Annotated in this window: 16 protein-coding genes and 1 tRNA gene; 10 read left to right on the plus strand and 7 right to left on the minus strand. The window is 45.2% G+C overall.

Annotated features, from left to right (window positions below; translation table 11 throughout):
* Window positions 1-12: 12 nt before the first annotated feature.
* From nuoC to ndhC, 3 genes are all read right to left on the minus strand, one after another.
* The gene (gene nuoC, locus FTU86_RS10590; RefSeq protein WP_005179647.1) at window positions 13-1,800 is read right to left on the minus strand and encodes an NADH-quinone oxidoreductase subunit C/D; all 1,788 of its coding nucleotides are present in this window, start codon (window positions 1,798-1,800) and stop codon (window positions 13-15) included.
* A gap of 87 nt (window positions 1,801-1,887) precedes the next feature.
* A complete protein-coding gene (locus FTU86_RS10595) occupies window positions 1,888-2,565 on the minus strand; it encodes an NADH-quinone oxidoreductase subunit B family protein (RefSeq protein ID WP_005179652.1) in 678 nt (225 codons plus the stop codon).
* A gap of 6 nt (window positions 2,566-2,571) precedes the next feature.
* The gene (gene ndhC, locus FTU86_RS10600) at window positions 2,572-3,117 is read right to left on the minus strand and encodes an NADH-quinone oxidoreductase subunit A (protein WP_005179655.1); all 546 of its coding nucleotides are present in this window, start codon (window positions 3,115-3,117) and stop codon (window positions 2,572-2,574) included.
* Between the two features lie 470 nt (window positions 3,118-3,587).
* On the opposite strand from ndhC, the gene FTU86_RS10605 reads away from it, so the two are divergent.
* Complete coding sequence (locus FTU86_RS10605; RefSeq protein ID WP_016659368.1) at window positions 3,588-3,944, plus strand: hypothetical protein; 357 nt, start codon at window positions 3,588-3,590, stop codon at window positions 3,942-3,944.
* Between the two features lie 36 nt (window positions 3,945-3,980).
* Here the strand turns inward: FTU86_RS10605 and FTU86_RS10610 are convergent, their stop codons facing one another.
* A complete protein-coding gene (locus FTU86_RS10610; RefSeq protein WP_104505624.1) occupies window positions 3,981-4,889 on the minus strand; it encodes a farnesyl diphosphate synthase in 909 nt (302 codons plus the stop codon).
* A 208-nt stretch (window positions 4,890-5,097) separates the two neighbouring features.
* Window positions 5,098-6,288 (minus strand): 2-methylaconitate cis-trans isomerase PrpF, encoded by a 1,191-nt coding sequence (gene prpF, locus FTU86_RS10615; protein WP_168390791.1) that lies wholly within the window; start codon window positions 6,286-6,288, stop codon window positions 5,098-5,100.
* 328 nt (window positions 6,289-6,616) lie between these two features.
* Here prpF and FTU86_RS10620 point away from each other — a divergent pair, with 328 nt between their 5' ends.
* Entirely contained in the window at window positions 6,617-7,972 is a 1,356-nt protein-coding gene (locus tag FTU86_RS10620; protein ID WP_075167139.1) for an amino acid permease, read from the plus strand.
* Between the two features lie 85 nt (window positions 7,973-8,057).
* Window positions 8,058-8,133: transfer RNA gene (locus FTU86_RS10625), tRNA-Arg, on the plus strand.
* 105 nt (window positions 8,134-8,238) lie between these two features.
* Here FTU86_RS10625 and FTU86_RS10630 read toward each other — a convergent pair.
* Window positions 8,239-9,015, minus strand: coding sequence for an IclR family transcriptional regulator (locus FTU86_RS10630; protein WP_005179671.1), 777 nt, complete (start codon window positions 9,013-9,015; stop codon window positions 8,239-8,241).
* A gap of 234 nt (window positions 9,016-9,249) precedes the next feature.
* Here FTU86_RS10630 and fahA point away from each other — a divergent pair, with 234 nt between their 5' ends.
* The 7 genes from fahA to FTU86_RS10665 all read left to right on the plus strand — a co-directional run bounded on the left by fahA (window position 9,250) and on the right by FTU86_RS10665 (window position 16,355).
* Complete coding sequence (gene fahA, locus FTU86_RS10635; protein ID WP_180036574.1) at window positions 9,250-10,560, plus strand: fumarylacetoacetase; 1,311 nt, start codon at window positions 9,250-9,252, stop codon at window positions 10,558-10,560.
* Complete coding sequence (maiA, locus tag FTU86_RS10640; protein WP_180036575.1) at window positions 10,547-11,185, plus strand: maleylacetoacetate isomerase; 639 nt, start codon at window positions 10,547-10,549, stop codon at window positions 11,183-11,185. Before fahA ends, maiA begins: the two co-directional genes overlap by 14 nt.
* 25 nt (window positions 11,186-11,210) lie before the next feature.
* Window positions 11,211-11,786: a VOC family protein gene (locus tag FTU86_RS10645; protein ID WP_180036576.1), complete on the plus strand. Its 576-nt coding sequence runs from the start codon at window positions 11,211-11,213 to the stop codon at window positions 11,784-11,786.
* Window positions 11,787-11,804: 18 nt separating this feature from the next.
* The gene (locus FTU86_RS10650; protein ID WP_180036577.1) at window positions 11,805-12,506 is read left to right on the plus strand and encodes a CoA transferase subunit A; all 702 of its coding nucleotides are present in this window, start codon (window positions 11,805-11,807) and stop codon (window positions 12,504-12,506) included.
* A 3-nt stretch (window positions 12,507-12,509) separates the two neighbouring features.
* On the plus strand, window positions 12,510-13,157 hold the full coding sequence (locus tag FTU86_RS10655) for a 3-oxoacid CoA-transferase subunit B (RefSeq protein WP_163141373.1): 648 nt from the start codon (window positions 12,510-12,512) through the stop codon (window positions 13,155-13,157).
* 451 nt (window positions 13,158-13,608) lie between these two features.
* Entirely contained in the window at window positions 13,609-14,892 is a 1,284-nt protein-coding gene (locus tag FTU86_RS10660; protein ID WP_180036578.1) for an OmpP1/FadL family transporter, read from the plus strand.
* A 311-nt stretch (window positions 14,893-15,203) separates the two neighbouring features.
* Window positions 15,204-16,355, plus strand: coding sequence for an OmpP1/FadL family transporter (locus FTU86_RS10665; protein ID WP_180036579.1), 1,152 nt, complete (start codon window positions 15,204-15,206; stop codon window positions 16,353-16,355).
* Between the two features lie 127 nt (window positions 16,356-16,482).
* On the opposite strand, the gene thrH is transcribed toward FTU86_RS10665, so the two are convergent.
* Entirely contained in the window at window positions 16,483-17,100 is a 618-nt protein-coding gene (gene thrH / locus FTU86_RS10670) for a bifunctional phosphoserine phosphatase/homoserine phosphotransferase ThrH (protein WP_075168141.1), read from the minus strand.
* Window positions 17,101-17,169: the final 69 nt, after the last annotated feature.

Raw genomic sequence — 17,169 nt, forward strand, 5'->3', positions numbered from 1 at the left:
TGCGTTTACCCCTTAGCGATCCACGTCAGCCATTACGACATCAATTGTCGCTAAATAAATGATCAAGTCAGAGACCAGACTGCCGTTAATCACCGAAGGAATTTGCTGTAAGTGCGTGAAGGTTGGTGTACGGATACGGGTACGATAACTCATGGTTGACTTGTCTGAAGTCAAGTAGTAGTTCGACGCCCCTTTCACCACTTCTGCCATTACAGATGCTTCACCTGCCGGCATGACAGGCCCCCAAGACACGCTCAAGAAGTGCGTAATCAGGGTTTCAATATCTTGTAATGTCTTGTCTTTTGGTGGTGGAACAGCCAGAGGATGATCCGCTTTATATGGACCAGATGGCATGTTATCCAAGCACTGCTTGATGATTTTTAAAGACTGTTCGATTTCGCGGTAGTGAACGATGACACGCGCATAGGCATCACCTTCGTACTCCACCGGCACTTCGAAGTCATAGTTTTCATAGCCGCTGTATGGACGGTATTTACGTACGTCAAAGTCGATACCTGTTGCACGTAAACCGGTACCTGTCACACCCCAGGCCAATGCAGATTTTGCATCGTACTGCGCTACATTGCGGGTACGGCCTTCAAACACCGAGTTTTTCAGCGCTGCAGTATGGTATTCCTTCAGACGTTTTGGCATCCACTCCAGAATCTCGCGGATCAGGTGCTGCCAGTTGTTTGGAAGGTCATGCGCGGTACCGCCAATACGGAACCAGGCTGGGTGCATACGGTAACCGGTGATCGCTTCAATCGCGTCATAAATCTTCTGACGGTCGGCGAACATATAGAATACTGGGGTCATACCGCCGGCATCCTGAATTGCTGTACCGATATAAAGCAAGTGGTTATTGATACGGAACAGTTCCGACATCATCACACGGATACATTGTGCACGCTCTGGCACCTGAATACCGGCCAGCTGCTCCACACCCATCACATACGGCATGTTTTGCGCACAACCACCGAGGTAGTCGACACGGTCGGTATACGGAATGAATGAGTGCCAGGTTTGACGCTCAGCCATTTTTTCCACACCACGGTGGTGGTAGCCGATGTCGGGTACACAGTCTTTTACTTCTTCACCATCCAGCTGCAAGATGACACGGAACGCACCGTGCGCAGATGGGTGGTTAGGACCTAAGTTCAGGAACATGAAGTCTTCGTCTTCGTTACCACGGGTCAGACCCCAGTCTTCCGGTACAAAACGTAAGTGTTCCTGTTCAAAATCCTGCTTGGCCTGGTTCTGCATATACGGGGTATATTCAGTGGCACGTGCAGAATATTCCTTGCGCAGCGGGTGACCTTCCCAATAGGTTGGCAGCAAGATACGACGGAGCATTGGATGCCCTTCGAAGTTAATGCCGAACATATCGTAAGCTTCACGCTCGTACCAGTTGGCATTTGGCCAGATATTGGTCGCAGTCGGAATATTCAGATCGTTCTCATTTAGCGCAACTTTGACACGGATATCGCTGTTACGTTCTAACGACAACAGGTGATAGAACACGGTAAAGTCAGATGCAGGCAATCCGTCGCGGTGCGTACGTAAACGCTCATCTACCGCAGACAGGTCAAACAGCATCACGTATGGACGTGACACTGTACGCAAGAACATCAAGACTTCTTGTACGCGTGCGCGCTCAACCCAGACCGTTGGAAAATCTTCAAAAGTCGTTTGCACATAGAAGTTCTCACCAAATTTGGTTTTGAGCTCTTCTACAATTGCAAATGCTGGGCGGGAATCAACTGCTGTTGATTCTGGCATAGCAATGTCAGTTTCAGCCATTGGCTTGGCTTCCTATTTAATACAAATTCAGTCAACCTAAACGACAACTACACCCATAACGGGTGCACCACGATTTTGTCGCTTAAATTATTTAATTTCATCCATAGAGCGCAGGTTTTTCACCGCAATACGCTGTGCTTGCTTACGGTCACGTTCTGGCATCATCTTTGGCTTATACACTGGCTTAAGATCATCACCAATCACCGCAGACAGCGGACGGCGCTCTAATTGAATTTGGTCTTGCAACAACATTAATGCCTGAATTAAGGCTTCAGGACGTGGTGGGCAACCTGGGATATACACATCGACAGGAATGATTTTATCCACACCTTGTACAACCGAATAAATATCGTACATACCGCCTGAGTTTGCACATGCACCCATTGAGATGACCCATTTTGGCTCAAGCATTTGCTCGTACAAACGCTGGATTACTGGGGCCATTTTCACGAAACAGGTACCGGCGACAATCATGAGGTCGGCCTGACGAGGTGAAGCACGAATAACCTCGGCACCAAAACGTGACAAGTCATGCACGCCGGTTAAAGTCGTTGCATACTCTACGTAGCAGCAAGATGTACCAAAGTTAAACGGCCAAACTGAGTTCTTACGCCCCCAGTTTACTGCTGTATGTGCCAAGTCTTCTAAACGAGTCATGAACACATTTTTATTCACTTCTTCTTCAAGCGGATCGGTAACGATCTGGCGCTCCTGAAGTGGATATTGATCAGCATCCGGATTCGCACGGGTTAAGGTATATTTCATCCCGAGTTACTCCTTATCAGATGATATAGCCTGTGATTTTTTCACATGACCAGCAGATTGAGCAGGAATTTGACCAGTAGGGTCGATTACCAGCTCTTCAATTGAGTTAAAGCGGGTAATTTCTGCAAGATCCATATTTGGTGAACCGATTTTAGGTTTAATCCCTGCAGCTTTACGTTTGTCAGATGGAGCCCAGTTCAGTGCACCGGTTGACAGTTCGTAAATCAAACCAACGAGTAAAACTAAAATAAATACAGCAGCAGTTGCAAAACCAACCCAGCCTACTTCACGAACAGAAGCTGCCCATGCGTAGAGATAGAGGGCTTCTAAGTCGAACACAACGAAGAAAATCGCAACTAAATAGAACTTGGCAGACAAGCGAATGCGTGCACCACCTGCACTCACAACACCTGACTCAAACTGCTCCTGCTTGGCACGGCCCCATGATTTACCCCCTAGGAGTAACGGGACAGTGAGCATAAAGACGCATAAAAATGTAACGCCGATCACGAAGGCAATAATTGCCCATTCGTATGGAGTAATGGCACTCATGCGGGGATAACTCCTGGCAGGCCTATTTATTAACAAAGAATGTATGTATTGGCCTTCAAATACACCAAACACAAAATTAATCCCGCCAATTGTACCTGATTTATGATTTCACTTGCTAGCTTATAAGCCTTAGTCTTTCGGATGATTTTTCCGCGAAACAAATGCCAGAGCACCATTCTGTTGGCCCCTACAGGCCATAATCGCTTTACTAAATCAAGATGTGTTTATTTATTAATTTTTCCAAAATTTTGCATGAGTCGCTGCTATTGATCACTAAATTTGCAATGGCCAATCCTGCCAGCCGTATTCGGCTTCATTTACACCGAATTGAAATGATGATCCTATTCTGCGCCTGAACGCCGGCGTGATTTGTATATTTTTGCAATTTAAAGCGCTTAAGGCTTCATCAATCTGAAGGCTTATGGTATTCCTAAGAAGAACTATAAATTTCAATAATAAGGAGTACATACATGAGCTTAAGATTTACCCATCATCCTGAGTACTTTCTCTTTGCCCAGCTAATTATGCGTCATATTGAAAATTATATTGAGAAACATCCAGACGCAAACAATGCCATTTTCGATTTACGAGATATTTACGAGCTGTTCCGTCAGGACAAAGCTTCAGCCAGCATTAACCTCGATGGTATTTTAAATATTGCTGATGAGTACACGGTGGATACCCTGGACGGTGACCAGAAACTAATTAGCCGCTACAGTATTGATGCCAAAGACAATAAGCTGCTGTTTGACTTTAATCAAGCTGCGCTAGAAGGCCTTAAGAAAGGCAAAGCCCTGATTGCTCCGGATGCCAAAATCCAGGAATAAAACAAAAAAGCGTGTTTTGACAACACGCTTTTTTAATTAACTTTTACGTTGCCATAAAAATTGTGAAATGGCTCTTAATGCGGCGGCATCTTCAGCAAAATAGTCTAGCGCCTGCAAAGCCTGATCATGCAAATCTGTGGCATAAGCCTGTGCCTGCTCCAGCCCCATCAATGCCGGATAGGTCGATTTCTCCACCTGTTCATCCTTCCCGGCAGTTTTTCCTAACACTTCAGTATCAGAAATAATATCCAGAATATCATCCTGGACCTGGAAGGCCAGACCAATCACCTGCCCATATTCGCGCAGTTGTGGAATCGCGCGATCGGTACCCTCAAAAATCGCTACTGCAGCCATCATAATCGCCGCAGAAATTAAAGCACCGGTTTTATTGCGATGAATCGTTTCTAACGCAGCCTGATCAACCTGTTTGCCTTCGGCCTGTAAATCCAGCACCTGTCCGCACACCATCTTGGAAGACGCGGTCGCCAGAATCTGCATCTGCTTTAGCACAATTGCCGCATCTACTGCCGCCCCCTGATCAAACAGACGGCTGCCCAATACCTCAAAGGCCATTGACTGCAAAATATCACCCGCCAACAGTGCAGTATCTTCACCAAAGGCGGCATGACAGGTCGGCTGGCCACGGCGCAGCAAATCATTGTCCATACAAGGCAAATCATCATGCGCCAGCGAATAGCAGTGAATCAGCTCAATCGCCACCGCCGCACGGCGCACTGCCGCCATATTGGTATTCGGTTTTAAGGCTGCTGTGGCATAACACAAGGCCGGACGCACGCGTTTTCCACCCAGCATCACCGCATGATAGACCGCCCCTTTTAAAGGCTCAGGAATGGCAAAAGCGTCTAAGGCCGTCAATAAATCTTGTTGGATACGTTGTTGCGCTTCAGTCAACACGGTTACAGGGACGTCAGTGAGAGATGACACATTTGCCTCGAATTGGTTGTTCTATAAGATTGTTAGCCGTCACTGGCCAACCCCCTGTCCGCATTGTACCTCTAATTTAAGTTTTTTTAAGCCTTAACTACAGACAAGCGGATATTTCAATTTTTCAGCTTTCAATCTCAACCCATAAAAAAACGCCCCTATTGAACATAGAGGCGAATTCATTAATTCAGGCAAGATAAAGTCAGCGTTATTCCAGCACCTCGGCCGGTACACGTACCCAGCCTTCCATCAGCACCCGCGCACTACGGCTCATCACCGCTTTTTTCACCTGCCACTGACCGTTTTCCTGTACCGCTTGCGCGCCGACGCGTAAAGTCCCGGAAGGATGACCAAAACGCACCGCTTCACGCTCGCCACCACCAGCAGCCAGATTCACCAAGGTCCCCGGCACGGCAGCAGCTGTCCCAATGGCCACCGCAGCAGTGCCCATCATGGCATGATGCAGTTTACCCATCGACAAGGCACGCACCAGCAAATCGACATCTTCAGCCTGAATATTTTTACCACTTGATGCAGTATAGTTCTGTGGACGCGCGACAAAAGCAATTTTTGGAGTATGCTGACGTTTTGCTGCTTCCGCTACATCATCAATTAGCCCCATCTGCTTGGCACCATAAGCCCGGATTTTTTCAAAACGCGCCAGCGCCTCCGGATTACTATTAATGTCATCCTGCAATTCGGTACCGCTATAGCCAATTTCATCGGCATTTAAAAAGATGGTCGGAATACCAGCATTAATAAAGGTCGCCTGAAAAGTACCAACATCCGGCACCACAAAGGTATCCACCACATTGCCGGTCGGAAACATGGCCCCGCCCTCTTCGCCATCATCGGCCGGATCTAAAAATTCAATTTGTACTTCTGCTGCCGGAAAAGTCACACCATCCAGCTCAAAATCACCGGTTTCCTGCACCTGGCCATCGGTGATTGGCACATGCGCGATAATGGTTTTCTGAATATTTTTCTGCCAGATACGCACGGTGCACAGACCGTTTTCCGGAATTTTATCGGCATCAACCAGCCCCTGATTGATGGCAAAGGCACCCACCGCCGCAGTCAGGTTGCCACAGTTACCACTCCAGTCTACAAAAGGCTGATCAATTGCCACCTGACCAAATAAATAATCGACATCATGCTCCGGCTGGCTGCTTTTGGCCAGAATCACGGTTTTACTGGTGCTGGAGGTGGCGCCGCCCATGCCATCAATCTGTTTGCCATAAGGGTCCGGGCTGCCAATCACCCGCAGCAGCAGCTGATCACGAATTTTTCCAGGCACTTGCGCTTCGACTGGTAAGTCATCCAATTTGAAAAAGACACCTTTACTGGTACCACCACGCATATAGGTGGCTGCAATTTTAATTTGTGGAGCGCAGCGCATTCTTATCTAATCCTTTGATTTTTCGTTGTATTACATAATCCCAAGCAAGGTTTTTGCTTGCTTTAAATCATAACGTCTTTTGCTTAAAAAATCAGGCGAACTGGACTTAAGTATAAAATTTACCCAAACCTTTGGCTGCAGACTTGAAATTTTCAGGCCTAAAAAAATATAGCTAATAAAATTAATATCTTGATTCAATTATTGTTTCAACAAAATGACCATTTTTCGATTTTATGAGCTGTTCTGAAGCGACTGGTGATCTACTAGGCTAATTTGCAACTATCTATTACAATCGAGCCACTTATTATACATTGTCGGGCTGAACACTTTGAACAACGAGTCTTCTCAACTTCAGCGTGGCTTAAAGAACCGTCATATCCAACTCATCGCCATGGGCGGCGCGATTGGTACTGGCTTATTCTTAGGTTCCGCTCAAGTCATCCAATCCGCAGGTCCCTCTATTATTTTAGGCTATGCGATTGGGGGTTTGATTGCATTTTTAATTATGCGCCAACTGGGCGAAATGATTGTTCATGAACCGGTTGCAGGTTCTTTCAGCCATTTTGCTTATCGCTATTGGGGGAAATTCCCTGGCTTCCTGGCCGGCTGGAATTACTGGATTTTATATATTCTGGTCGCCATGACCGAACTCACCGCTGTCGCCAAATATATTAACTACTGGTGGCCGCATATTCCGGCCTGGTCCTCGGTCCTGTTTTTCTTTATTGTCATTACCCTGATCAACCTCGGCAATGTAAAATTTTATGGGGAATCAGAATTCTGGCTGGCAATTATTAAAGTGGCCGCAGTAGTATCGATGATCATTTTTGGTCTGTACCTCCTGTTGACCGCAGATGCCAACTCGACTGCTTCATTTAGCAACCTCTGGAGCCATGGCGGATTCTTCCCGCACGGCTTTGAAGGCTTATTCTTCATGCTGGCCTTCCTGATGTTTGCCTTTGGCGGGATCGAGCTAATTGGTATGGCAGCAGCAGAAGCGCAGGATCCGAAAAAGACCATTCCCAAAGCCATCAATCAGGTGGTGTTCCGTATCCTGATTTTCTATGTTGGTTCATTGACGATTTTACTGTCGTTAGTGCCATGGAATCAGCTGGAACTGGGCGGTCTGGATAAAAGCCCATTCGTGATGATCTTTAGCCAGTTAGGCATTGGCTGGGCGGCACATCTGCTGAACTTTATTATTTTAACGGCGGCGCTGTCGGTTTATAACAGTGGTATGTATGCCAATAGCCGGATGCTGTTCGGTCTGGCCCAACAAGGCAATGCGCCAAAAGTATTCCTAAAAGTGAACAAGCAAGGCGTACCAATTCCTGCGGTGCTGTTCTCTGCCCTGCTGATTTTTGGCTGTGTATTGTTGAACTACTTTGTACCGGAAGATGCTTTAAGTCACCTGATTTATATTGTGGTCGGTGCCTTGGTACTGAACTGGACCATGATTACTCTGACCCACCTGAAGTTTATTCAAGCCATGAAAAACTCAGGTCAAACTACCTCTTTCCCAGCATTGTGGTCGCCTGTGGGTAACGTGATTGTGCTGCTGTTTATTGCCACCATCCTGTACATTATGTGGACCCAAGGCTTTAGCGAATCGGTGTATATGATTCCGGTCTGGATTGTGCTGATGTGGGGTCTGTTTAAATTGCTAAAACAAAAAAACAGCTAAGTTATTTTTACTGACAAAAGAAAAAGTTATTACTTCGGTAATAACTTTTTTTTCAGCTTTTTTTCAGCTAAATTAAGGGCGTTTTGTGCCCTTAGCTTAACTGGATAGAGCAGTTGCCTCCTAAGCGACCGGCGTGGGTTCGAGTCCCGCAGGGCACACCATCGTATCTATAAAAAAGGAAGGCGCATCTCCTTCCTTTTTTATCTTCAGCACTTCACCGAGATGAAGCAACTCGCGTAGCTGCCTTGGCGAATTCCCCCACCATTTTAAATCGGCTGTAACTGTGCGCTTAAACGTGCTGCCATCTCTCTTAAATACTGGATTTTTGGATGCTGCATATCCAGCGGCAAATCCGAAGCAGTGCCCAACACCGAAATCGCATATTCAATTTCATGGTGCTGATTTAATACCGGCACACAAATCGCATGAATTCCGGCCAGCAAATCGCCTGCGACCGTGGCCACACCTTCACTTAGAATCTGCTGTTTTAAAGTTAAAAATTCATCCCAGTTCTGCGGATAGACCACTTTCTGCTGTGCCTGATGCTGCTGCCATTCTTTTTCCAGCAAAGGTCGCACCAATGCTTCCGGCATAAACGCAGCATAAGCCCGGCCGGTGGCCGAATTCAGCATCGGCATGATCGAACCGACACGGGTAATTACCGAAACTGGCTGATTCGGCTCCAGCCACTGTACAATCAGTGGGCCTTGCGTCGTCCATTTGCTAATCTGCAATCCACAATCCAAATGCCGGTGCAGTTCATTAATCTGTGCCTGTGCCGCCTGCAGACTGTCACTGCGCTGGATACAGCTCAGACCAAAACGATAAGCCTGATCGCCCAGTGCATAACGACCATCTTCCAGCTGCTTGGCATAATTCATACGTACCAGACTGACCATATAACGGTGCACCTTGGCCGGATGCATGGCCAGTTTTTCAGATAAATCTTTGAGCATGACCGGATGACGATAGGTCATCAGCGCATCCAGCACGGTTAAACCCACCTCTAAAGATTGCACGCCCACCTGATTCTTTTCTGACATAAGAATTTTACTCTCCTGTAAACACCGAGCATTTTAGCGTGCTGTTCTGATTTATAAATGCATCTCTGCAGAATTCTTTTATTTACATTTTTACGATATTCGTAATTTAATTAACTATTGCGTAATTAATAAAAATGAGTATGATGAGATTTATGACAAAAATCAAGTGATCCAGATCACTCCCCCAGATCGAAAACACTGGACCGTTTTCATCGAGATATGCAGGAACCCCATATGACTCAGCAAGCATTTGTAGACGTTGCAGCACATTCAGATTTCCCGATTCAGAACCTGCCGTATGGCGTATTTAGCGAAAGCCCAACGGGCCATCGCCGTATTGGGGTGGCCTTAGGTGAATGGGTGGTGGATTTGGCTGTGCTGGAAGCGAACGGTTTTCTCAGCATTCAGGCCGGCGAAAGTTATTTTAATCAGCCAACCCTGAATAAATTTATTGAATCAGGTCAACACAACTGGCGCAAAATCCGTCAGGAATTACAAAGCCTGTTGTCTGCCGGCAACCCGACATTACGTGACAATGACAGTTTACGTGCGCAGGCTTTCTTCGCTCAGGCAGAAGTGCATATGCATCTGCCGGTACATATTCCGGGCTATACCGATTTCTATTCATCTAAAGAACATGCCACCAATGTCGGCTGCATGTTCCGCGATCCAAAAAATGCGCTATTACCGAACTGGTCAGAATTACCGGTCGGTTATAATGGCCGCGCCAGTTCTGTGGTGGTGAGTGGTACACCGGTGGTACGCCCATCTGGCCAGATCAAGTTACCAAATGCCGAACGTCCAATTTTCTCGGCTTGCCGTAAACTCGATTTTGAACTGGAAACCGGCTTTATTGTTGGCAAACCCAACAAACTGGGTGAACCAATCTCAATTGAGAATGCTTGGGAGCATATTTTTGGCATGGTGCTGTTCAATGACTGGTCAGCACGTGATATCCAGCAATGGGAATATGTGCCTTTAGGGCCGTTTAATGCCAAGACCTTTGCTTCATCCATTTCACCATGGATTGTGACCATGGAGGCGCTGGAACCGTTTAAAACCCGTACCCCGGTGCAAGAGCCACGTCCCCTGGCCTATTTACGTGAAGAACAGGTCGATAACAGCTATGACATCCATTTGTCGGTTGAGCTCAAAGCCGCACAATCGGAACAGAGCGATGTGATCTGCCAGACCAACTTTAAATATATGTACTGGTCGATGGCACAGCAACTGACCCATCACACTGTTTCAGGCTGTAATGTTCAGGTTGGCGATTTAATGGGTTCCGGCACCATTTCTGGTCCAACGCCGGATTCTTATGGCTCCTTGCTGGAACTGACCTGGAACACCAGCAAACCGTTAACTTTGGCCAACGGTCAACAGCGTGGTTTCCTAGAAGATGGCGACACGCTAATCATGAAAGGCTACTGTGAAAAAGATGGCCTGCGCATTGGCTTTGGTGAAGTCAGCGGCACCGTCTTGCCTGCAGTGCAATTTAACTTTTCCACAGATGAAGCGCAGGATGCTGCCCATGAAACTGTATAGTTATTTTCGCAGTTCAGCTGCTTACCGGGTGCGGATTGCGCTGAACCTGAAGGGCTTAAAAGCTGAGATTATTCCGGTACATTTGCTAAACAATGGCGGCGAACAGCATCAGCCTGCCTATCGTCAAATCAACCCAAGCGGCCTGATTCCGGCCTGGGTGGAGGATGATTTTCAGCTGAGCCAGTCGCTGAGCATTCTGGAATATCTGCAAGAAAAATATCCGCAGCCAGCCCTGTTACCGGCCGATCTACAGCAACGCGCCAAAATCCGCGCCTTTTGCCAGAGCATTGCCTGCGATATTCATCCGATTAATAACCTGCGCGTGCTGCAATATTTAAGCGGAACGCTACAACTCAGCGATGAACAGAAAACGGCATGGTATCAGCATTGGGTGACTTTGGGCTTTCAGAGTCTGGAGGCACAATTGACCGATTCCAATGGCCGTTTCTGTTTTGGCGATCAGCCCACTTTTGCAGACTGCTACCTGATTCCACAGGTCTATAACGCCCAGCGCTTTCATGTCGATTTAACCGACTTTCCAAAAATTGCCGCGATTTATAGCCATTGTCTCACTCTGCCTTCATTTCAACAGGCCGCACCCGAAGCACAGGCAGATGCCGCTTAAGATTCATCAATAAGGATATTGAACCATGACCATTCAAATTGAAAAAATTCACCATGTTGCCTATCGCTGTAAAGATGCCAAAGAAACCGTCGAGTGGTACAAAAAAAACCTGAATATGGACTTTATTCTGGCTTTTGCCGAAGACTATGTGCCGTCGACCAAAGCCTTTGACCCATACATGCATTTATTCCTGGATGCCGGCAATGGCAATGTACTGGCCTTTTTTGAACTGCCGACCCAGCCAGAAATGGGCCGTGATGAAAACACCCCGAAATGGGTGCAGCATATCGCCCTGAAAGTCAAAGACTGCGCTGCACTGCTCGAAGCCAAAGCGCATCTGGAAGCCAATGGTGTCGAGGTTTTAGGCGTGACCAATCATGGCATTTTCCATTCAATTTACTTTTTTGATCCGAATGGCCATCGTCTGGAACTGGCCTACGATGATGAAGCTGCGCCAGAAAAAATCGCCCTGATTACCGAAGACATGAAGCATGAAATGCTGGAGCAATGGAGCAAGACCAAACGCGCGCCGCATCATACCCATTTCCTGCATGCCTCCGAGTTAGACAACAACGCTGGCAGTGCCAAAGTCGACAGCTAAACAAGCAGGTTAAAACAGATGAATAAAGTAGTAGCAACTACTGAGCTGGCGTTGGCCGATGTGGTGGCCGATCAGCAAACTCTCGCAGTGGGTGGTTTTGGCCTCTGTGGCATTCCTGAAGCCTTAATTGAAGCGCTAAAAAATACCGGGGTGATGGGACTGACCTGTATTTCCAACAATGCCGGAGTCGATGATTTTGGTTTGGGTAAATTGCTACAGACCAAACAGATTAAAAAGATGATCTCTTCCTATGTTGGTGAAAACAAGGAATTTGAGCGCCAGTATTTAAGCGGTGAACTGGAAGTGGAACTGACCCCTCAGGGCACACTGGCAGAAAAATTACGTGCTGGCGGCGCGGGGATTCCGGCATTTTATACACAAACCGGGGTCGGCACGCTGATTGCCGAAGGCAAAGAAGTCCGTGAATTTGAGGGAAAATCCTATATTCTAGAACACGCCTTAACGGCTGATGTTGCCCTAATTAAAGCTTACAAGGCAGATAAAGCCGGAAATTTAATATTCCGCAAAACTGCCCGTAACTTTAATCCTGAATGTGCCATGGCCGGCAAATTTACCATTGCGGAAGTCGAGCAGATTGTGGAAATCGGCGAGCTGGACCCGGATGAGATTCATCTACCTGGAATTTATATCAACCGCGTGGTACTGAACAGCACACCCGAAAAGCGGATTGAACAGATGACCTTAAAGGCGGAGGCTTAAACCATGGCATGGACCCGAAATGAAATGGCCCAGCGTGCTGCACTTGAACTGCAAGATGGCTTTTATGTTAATTTAGGGATTGGCCTGCCGACTCTGGTCGCCAACTATATTCCAGAACATATTAACGTCTGGCTACAGTCTGAAAATGGCCTGCTGGGCATTGGTGAGTTTCCAACTCAGGACACGGTTGATCCCGATCTAATTAATGCCGGGAAACAGACTGTAACCGCACAAGCGGGTGCATCATTTTTCTCGAGCGCAGAGTCCTTCGCCATGATTCGTGGCGGACATGTCAACATTGCCATTTTAGGTGCCATGGAAGTGTCGGAACATGGCGATTTGGCTAACTGGATGATTCCAGGTAAAAAAGTCAAAGGCATGGGCGGCGCCATGGATCTTGTGGTTGGGGTACAGAAAGTCGTGGTGCTCATGGAACACTGTGCCAAAGATGGCAGTCCAAAACTGCTTTCCGAATGTAGCCTACCCCTGACCGGTCAAGGTGTCGTCAACCGGATTATTAGTGATCTCGGCGTGATTGATGTGACTGAACAGGGCTTAAAGCTCGTAGAACTGGCCAAAGATGTGACCCTTGCACAAATTCAGGCTGCTACAGGGGCAAAGCTAATCACAACGGGGCTAGATGCAGCTTAAATTCCACAGATCAGGAGCAACGATATAGCTGCTTCTGTTTTTAACCCACTAATCACCTGATTTTTGAGATCATGCCCGTCTCTAAAATTTTGAATTAAATCTCAAAAATTATAGTTTCAAAGAAATAAGCATCAAATTTTCAGCCATTAAAATTGATCAAATTTCAATCAGTTGAAAATATTAAAAAAACATCTCTTTTTATAATTTTTTTATTATTTATCAATAAATAACAATAAAAAAATAAGATTAATTTAGAGTTTAAGCTCTAATGAGGTTGGATTTTATACTCAATAGTTCATGTAGAGCATTTACTCTTATTTTAATTGTGCTATTTTTGTCACATGGAGTAACAAAGGATTTCAGTGATAAAACACTGATCTCTCCAGAGTCAACAAACAAACAAGCATCAGAAAATTTTGTTAAAACTTTGTGCATCAAGGGAAAATGAAGAATGAAATTAAAAACGCTTAGCGCAGCAATGATTTTGGCGACAGTACCAATGACCGGTGCTTTTGCCGCAGCTTTAGATCGTTCTGGTCAATCTATCGCTGCGTTTTTACAACCGGGTAACTACTTTGAAGCAGGTATTTCTGTTTTAGATCCTAGTGTTTCTGGAAAAGTAAGTAACTCATGGGTTCCTGCTGGTGATGCAGCCGCATTAGCTCCTGCATACCAAAATACTAGTTTAAGCGACATGGGTGACGACTATTATTTCCCTAGCGCAGCTCTTAAATTACAACTAACAGATAACGTATCTTTCGGTTTGATTTATGACCAACCATTTGGTGCAGAGGCTACTTACTCAACTGCTGACTTTGCTCATCCATTAGGTGGCGGTGTATTTCACAATGGTACTGAAAGTACCAAAGTAGAAGTTAAAACCCAAAACTTAACAATGTTATTTGGTTTCCAACCAACGGAGAACTTCAATATTTACGGTGGTCCAGTTTATCAAACAGCAAAAGGTAATGTGCAGTTACGTGGTCTTGCATACGGCAGTGATCTTGCTTTAGGTGCCTATAATGCAGATATGAAAGAAGATTCTGCAGTAGGTTGGCTTGCTGGTTTAGCATACCAGATCCCTGAAATCGCTTTAAAAGCCTCTCTTACCTACCGTTCAGAAATTGACCATGACTTAACCACTAATGAGTATGGTCAAAGTAATATTCTTGCTATGGCAGGTCAAAATCCTGTTTATGATGTTGTTTCTTCAACAAAAATCACTACTCCTCAATCTGTAAACCTGGATTTCCAAACAGGTGTAATGGCAAATACTGTAGCTTTTGCCAATGTACGCTGGGTAAACTGGAAAGAGTTTACGATTCGTCCTGAACAATTTGGGGCAGTTTCTGAAGTCTTAGGAGTAGTAGGAGCTGCACCAAATAATCCAAATGGCTTTGATATTGTGGGTTATACCGATGACCAAATTTCTGCAACTGTTGGTGTAGGCCGTAAATTTAATGAACAATGGGCAGGTAACGTTTCTGTAGGTTGGGACTCTGGTGCAGGTAACCCTGTTTCCACCCTTGGTCCAACAGAAGGTTATTGGAACGTAGGTTTAGGTTTACAATTTAGCCCAGCAGCAAACTACTTTATTGCTGGTGGCGTAAAATACTTCATGCTTGGTGATGCTAAAGCGCAAGTAGCTTCGGACTTCGGCTCAGATTCATATGTAGCAGAATTTGAAGATAACGATGCTTGGGGCTACGGTCTAAAAATGGGTTACCGCTTCTAATTCCAATATTTTTCAAAAGAGCCACCCTTCGAGGTGGCTTTTTTTGCACTTAAAACTCCTCTTTTTTTATACAAGTGTTAACTAAATGTTCAAATTTAAAACAATTAAACACATATTTACCCAAATACCACCCTAAAAAATTATTTAATAAAATTCATTTACTTAAGACCTAAAAATAGTACTTTCACTCTAATCAACTGCTATTTATAACTTATTCAGTTCATTTATTCTGCGAAGTTGAGCATTTACTCTTTTTTCAAATATGTTACTTTTCCTGCACTTTTTGTTACATAAAGCATCAGGGAACGACCATGAAGCTCAATAAAATTTATTCGGCTATTTTACTTAGTACTCTCCCACTTACACCTGCGCTTGCTGCTGGTTTAGACCGTTCTGGTCAATCTATTGCTGCATTTTTACAACCGGGTAATTATGCAGAAGCAGGTATTTCAGTTTTAGATCCCAAAGTTCAATCTAATCAATTGAAAGTTAACGATATGGCGGAAGATTATTATTTCCCTTCTGCTGCGATTAAAGTACAAGCAACTGAGCACATTTCTATAGGTCTTTTATATGACCAACCATTTGGCGCCGAATCTCTCTACCCTTCAAATAATCCAGTTTTTGGCGCGAATGGTGAAGCAACCCAAGTAGAAGTAGAAACACACAATCTTTCAGCTTTAATTGGTTACCAACCTACAGAAAACTGGAATTTCTACGCAGGTCCTGTTTATCAAACAGTTAAAGGTAATGTATCTTTACGCGGTACAGCCTACTTATTACTTTCTGGCTACAACATTGACCTGAAAGAAGACGATGCATTTGGTTGGTTAGCTGGTGCAGCTTACCAAATCCCTGAAATTGCTCTAAAAGCAGCGATCACGTATCGCTCTGAAATTAAACATGAATTAGATACTACAGAAACTTCAAATGTTTATATTCCATCATACGGTATTGATCTACGTTCTATGACAAGCCAAACAGAAGTGGTTACACCACAATCTGTAAATATTGATTTCCAAACAGGTATTGCAAAAGATACTTTAGCTTTTGCTAATCTACGTTGGGTACATTGGGATCAGTTTGCCGTAAGCCCAGCAGCTTTAGCAAGTGCTAGTAAACTCGCTAAAGGTAAAGCTCAAAATTTAATTGACTATTCAGATGATCAAATTTCTGCAACCGTTGGTGTAGGTCATAAATTTACTAGCAAATGGTCTGGTTCTGCATCTGTAGGTTGGGATTCTGGTGCAGGTAACCCTGTAACTACTTTAGGCCCTGTTGAAGGCTTCTGGAGCGTAGGTTTAGGTGGTCAATATAGCCCTGCGGAAAATTATTTTATTCAAGCTGGCGTAAAATACTTCTGGTTGGGTGATGCCACTGCACGTACGGGTACAACAGACGTTGGTGAATTTGAAGACAACTATGCTTTGGGTTATGGTCTAAAAATCGGCTACCGCTTCTAAAACACTCTCTTGATGCAAAGCTTGTTTGGGGGCGCCTTCGGGCGCCCTTTTTTATTGTTTTAATGAATGAAAATCTCAATAAAAAAGCCGCATAATTTGCGGCTTTCCTTAGTTCAGCGGGTATCCATTAAGCTGGAATATCACGCACAGAAGCTTTACGGATCGCTTCTTTTAGCGCTTCATAGCCATGAATGGCCGGGAACTGTGGAAATTCTGCAATCACATTTTCAGGTGCATCAAACAGGAAACCGGCATCGGCTTCGCCAAGCATAGTGGTGTCATTATAAGAATCGCCTGCGGCAATCACACGGAAATTCAAACCATGTAATGCTTTTACCGCCTGACGCTTCTGGTCAGGTTGACGCAGCTTGTACGCGGTGATCATGCCATTTTCATCAGTTTCCAGTTTATGGCAGAAAATAGTTGGCCAGCCCAGTTGCTTCATTAACGGATGAGCAAATTCATAGAATGTATCAGATAGAATAATTAGCTGGAAATGGGTACGTAGCCATTCCACAAATTCTTTGGCACCCGGAAATGGGCCCATATCGGCAATCACTTCCTGAATATCATTTAAACCCAAACCATGCTGTTTTAAGATATTCAAACGCTGTGTCATTAATACATCATAGTCAGGAATATCACGGGTTGTCGCTTCTAGCTCTTTAATCCCAGTTTTTTTTGCAAAGTTAATCCAAATTTCTGGAACCAACACACCTTCAAGATCAAGACATACAACTTCCATGAATGCTCCCCATATCTGTCATTGAAAAAAATTTGCTCTATCATAGACCAAGATCGTGCTTTTGACTTG

This window comes from Acinetobacter sp. YH12155 (assembly GCF_013418255.1).
GTDB lineage: Bacteria > Pseudomonadota > Gammaproteobacteria > Pseudomonadales > Moraxellaceae > Acinetobacter > Acinetobacter indicus.

Excerpts from the sequence above, each read along its gene's own strand:
- FTU86_RS10605 (WP_016659368.1), top strand. The coding sequence starts at position 3,588 with ATGAGCTTAAGATTTACCCATCATCCTGAGTACTTTCTCTTTGCCCAG.
- nuoC (WP_005179647.1), bottom strand. The coding sequence starts at position 1,800 with ATGGCTGAAACTGACATTGCTATGCCAGAATCAACAGCAGTTGATTCC.
- FTU86_RS10650 (WP_180036577.1), top strand. The coding sequence starts at position 11,805 with ATGAATAAAGTAGTAGCAACTACTGAGCTGGCGTTGGCCGATGTGGTG.
- FTU86_RS10655 (WP_163141373.1), top strand. The coding sequence starts at position 12,510 with ATGGCATGGACCCGAAATGAAATGGCCCAGCGTGCTGCACTTGAACTG.
- maiA (WP_180036575.1), top strand. The coding sequence starts at position 10,547 with ATGAAACTGTATAGTTATTTTCGCAGTTCAGCTGCTTACCGGGTGCGG.
- FTU86_RS10660 (WP_180036578.1), top strand. The coding sequence starts at position 13,609 with ATGAAATTAAAAACGCTTAGCGCAGCAATGATTTTGGCGACAGTACCA.
- FTU86_RS10595 (WP_005179652.1), bottom strand. The coding sequence starts at position 2,565 with ATGAAATATACCTTAACCCGTGCGAATCCGGATGCTGATCAATATCCA.
- prpF (WP_168390791.1), bottom strand. The coding sequence starts at position 6,288 with ATGCGCTGCGCTCCACAAATTAAAATTGCAGCCACCTATATGCGTGGT.
- fahA (WP_180036574.1), top strand. The coding sequence starts at position 9,250 with ATGACTCAGCAAGCATTTGTAGACGTTGCAGCACATTCAGATTTCCCG.
- FTU86_RS10645 (WP_180036576.1), top strand. The coding sequence starts at position 11,211 with ATGACCATTCAAATTGAAAAAATTCACCATGTTGCCTATCGCTGTAAA.
- FTU86_RS10665 (WP_180036579.1), top strand. The coding sequence starts at position 15,204 with ATGAAGCTCAATAAAATTTATTCGGCTATTTTACTTAGTACTCTCCCA.
- FTU86_RS10630 (WP_005179671.1), bottom strand. The coding sequence starts at position 9,015 with ATGTCAGAAAAGAATCAGGTGGGCGTGCAATCTTTAGAGGTGGGTTTA.
- thrH (WP_075168141.1), bottom strand. The coding sequence starts at position 17,100 with ATGGAAGTTGTATGTCTTGATCTTGAAGGTGTGTTGGTTCCAGAAATT.
- ndhC (WP_005179655.1), bottom strand. The coding sequence starts at position 3,117 with ATGAGTGCCATTACTCCATACGAATGGGCAATTATTGCCTTCGTGATC.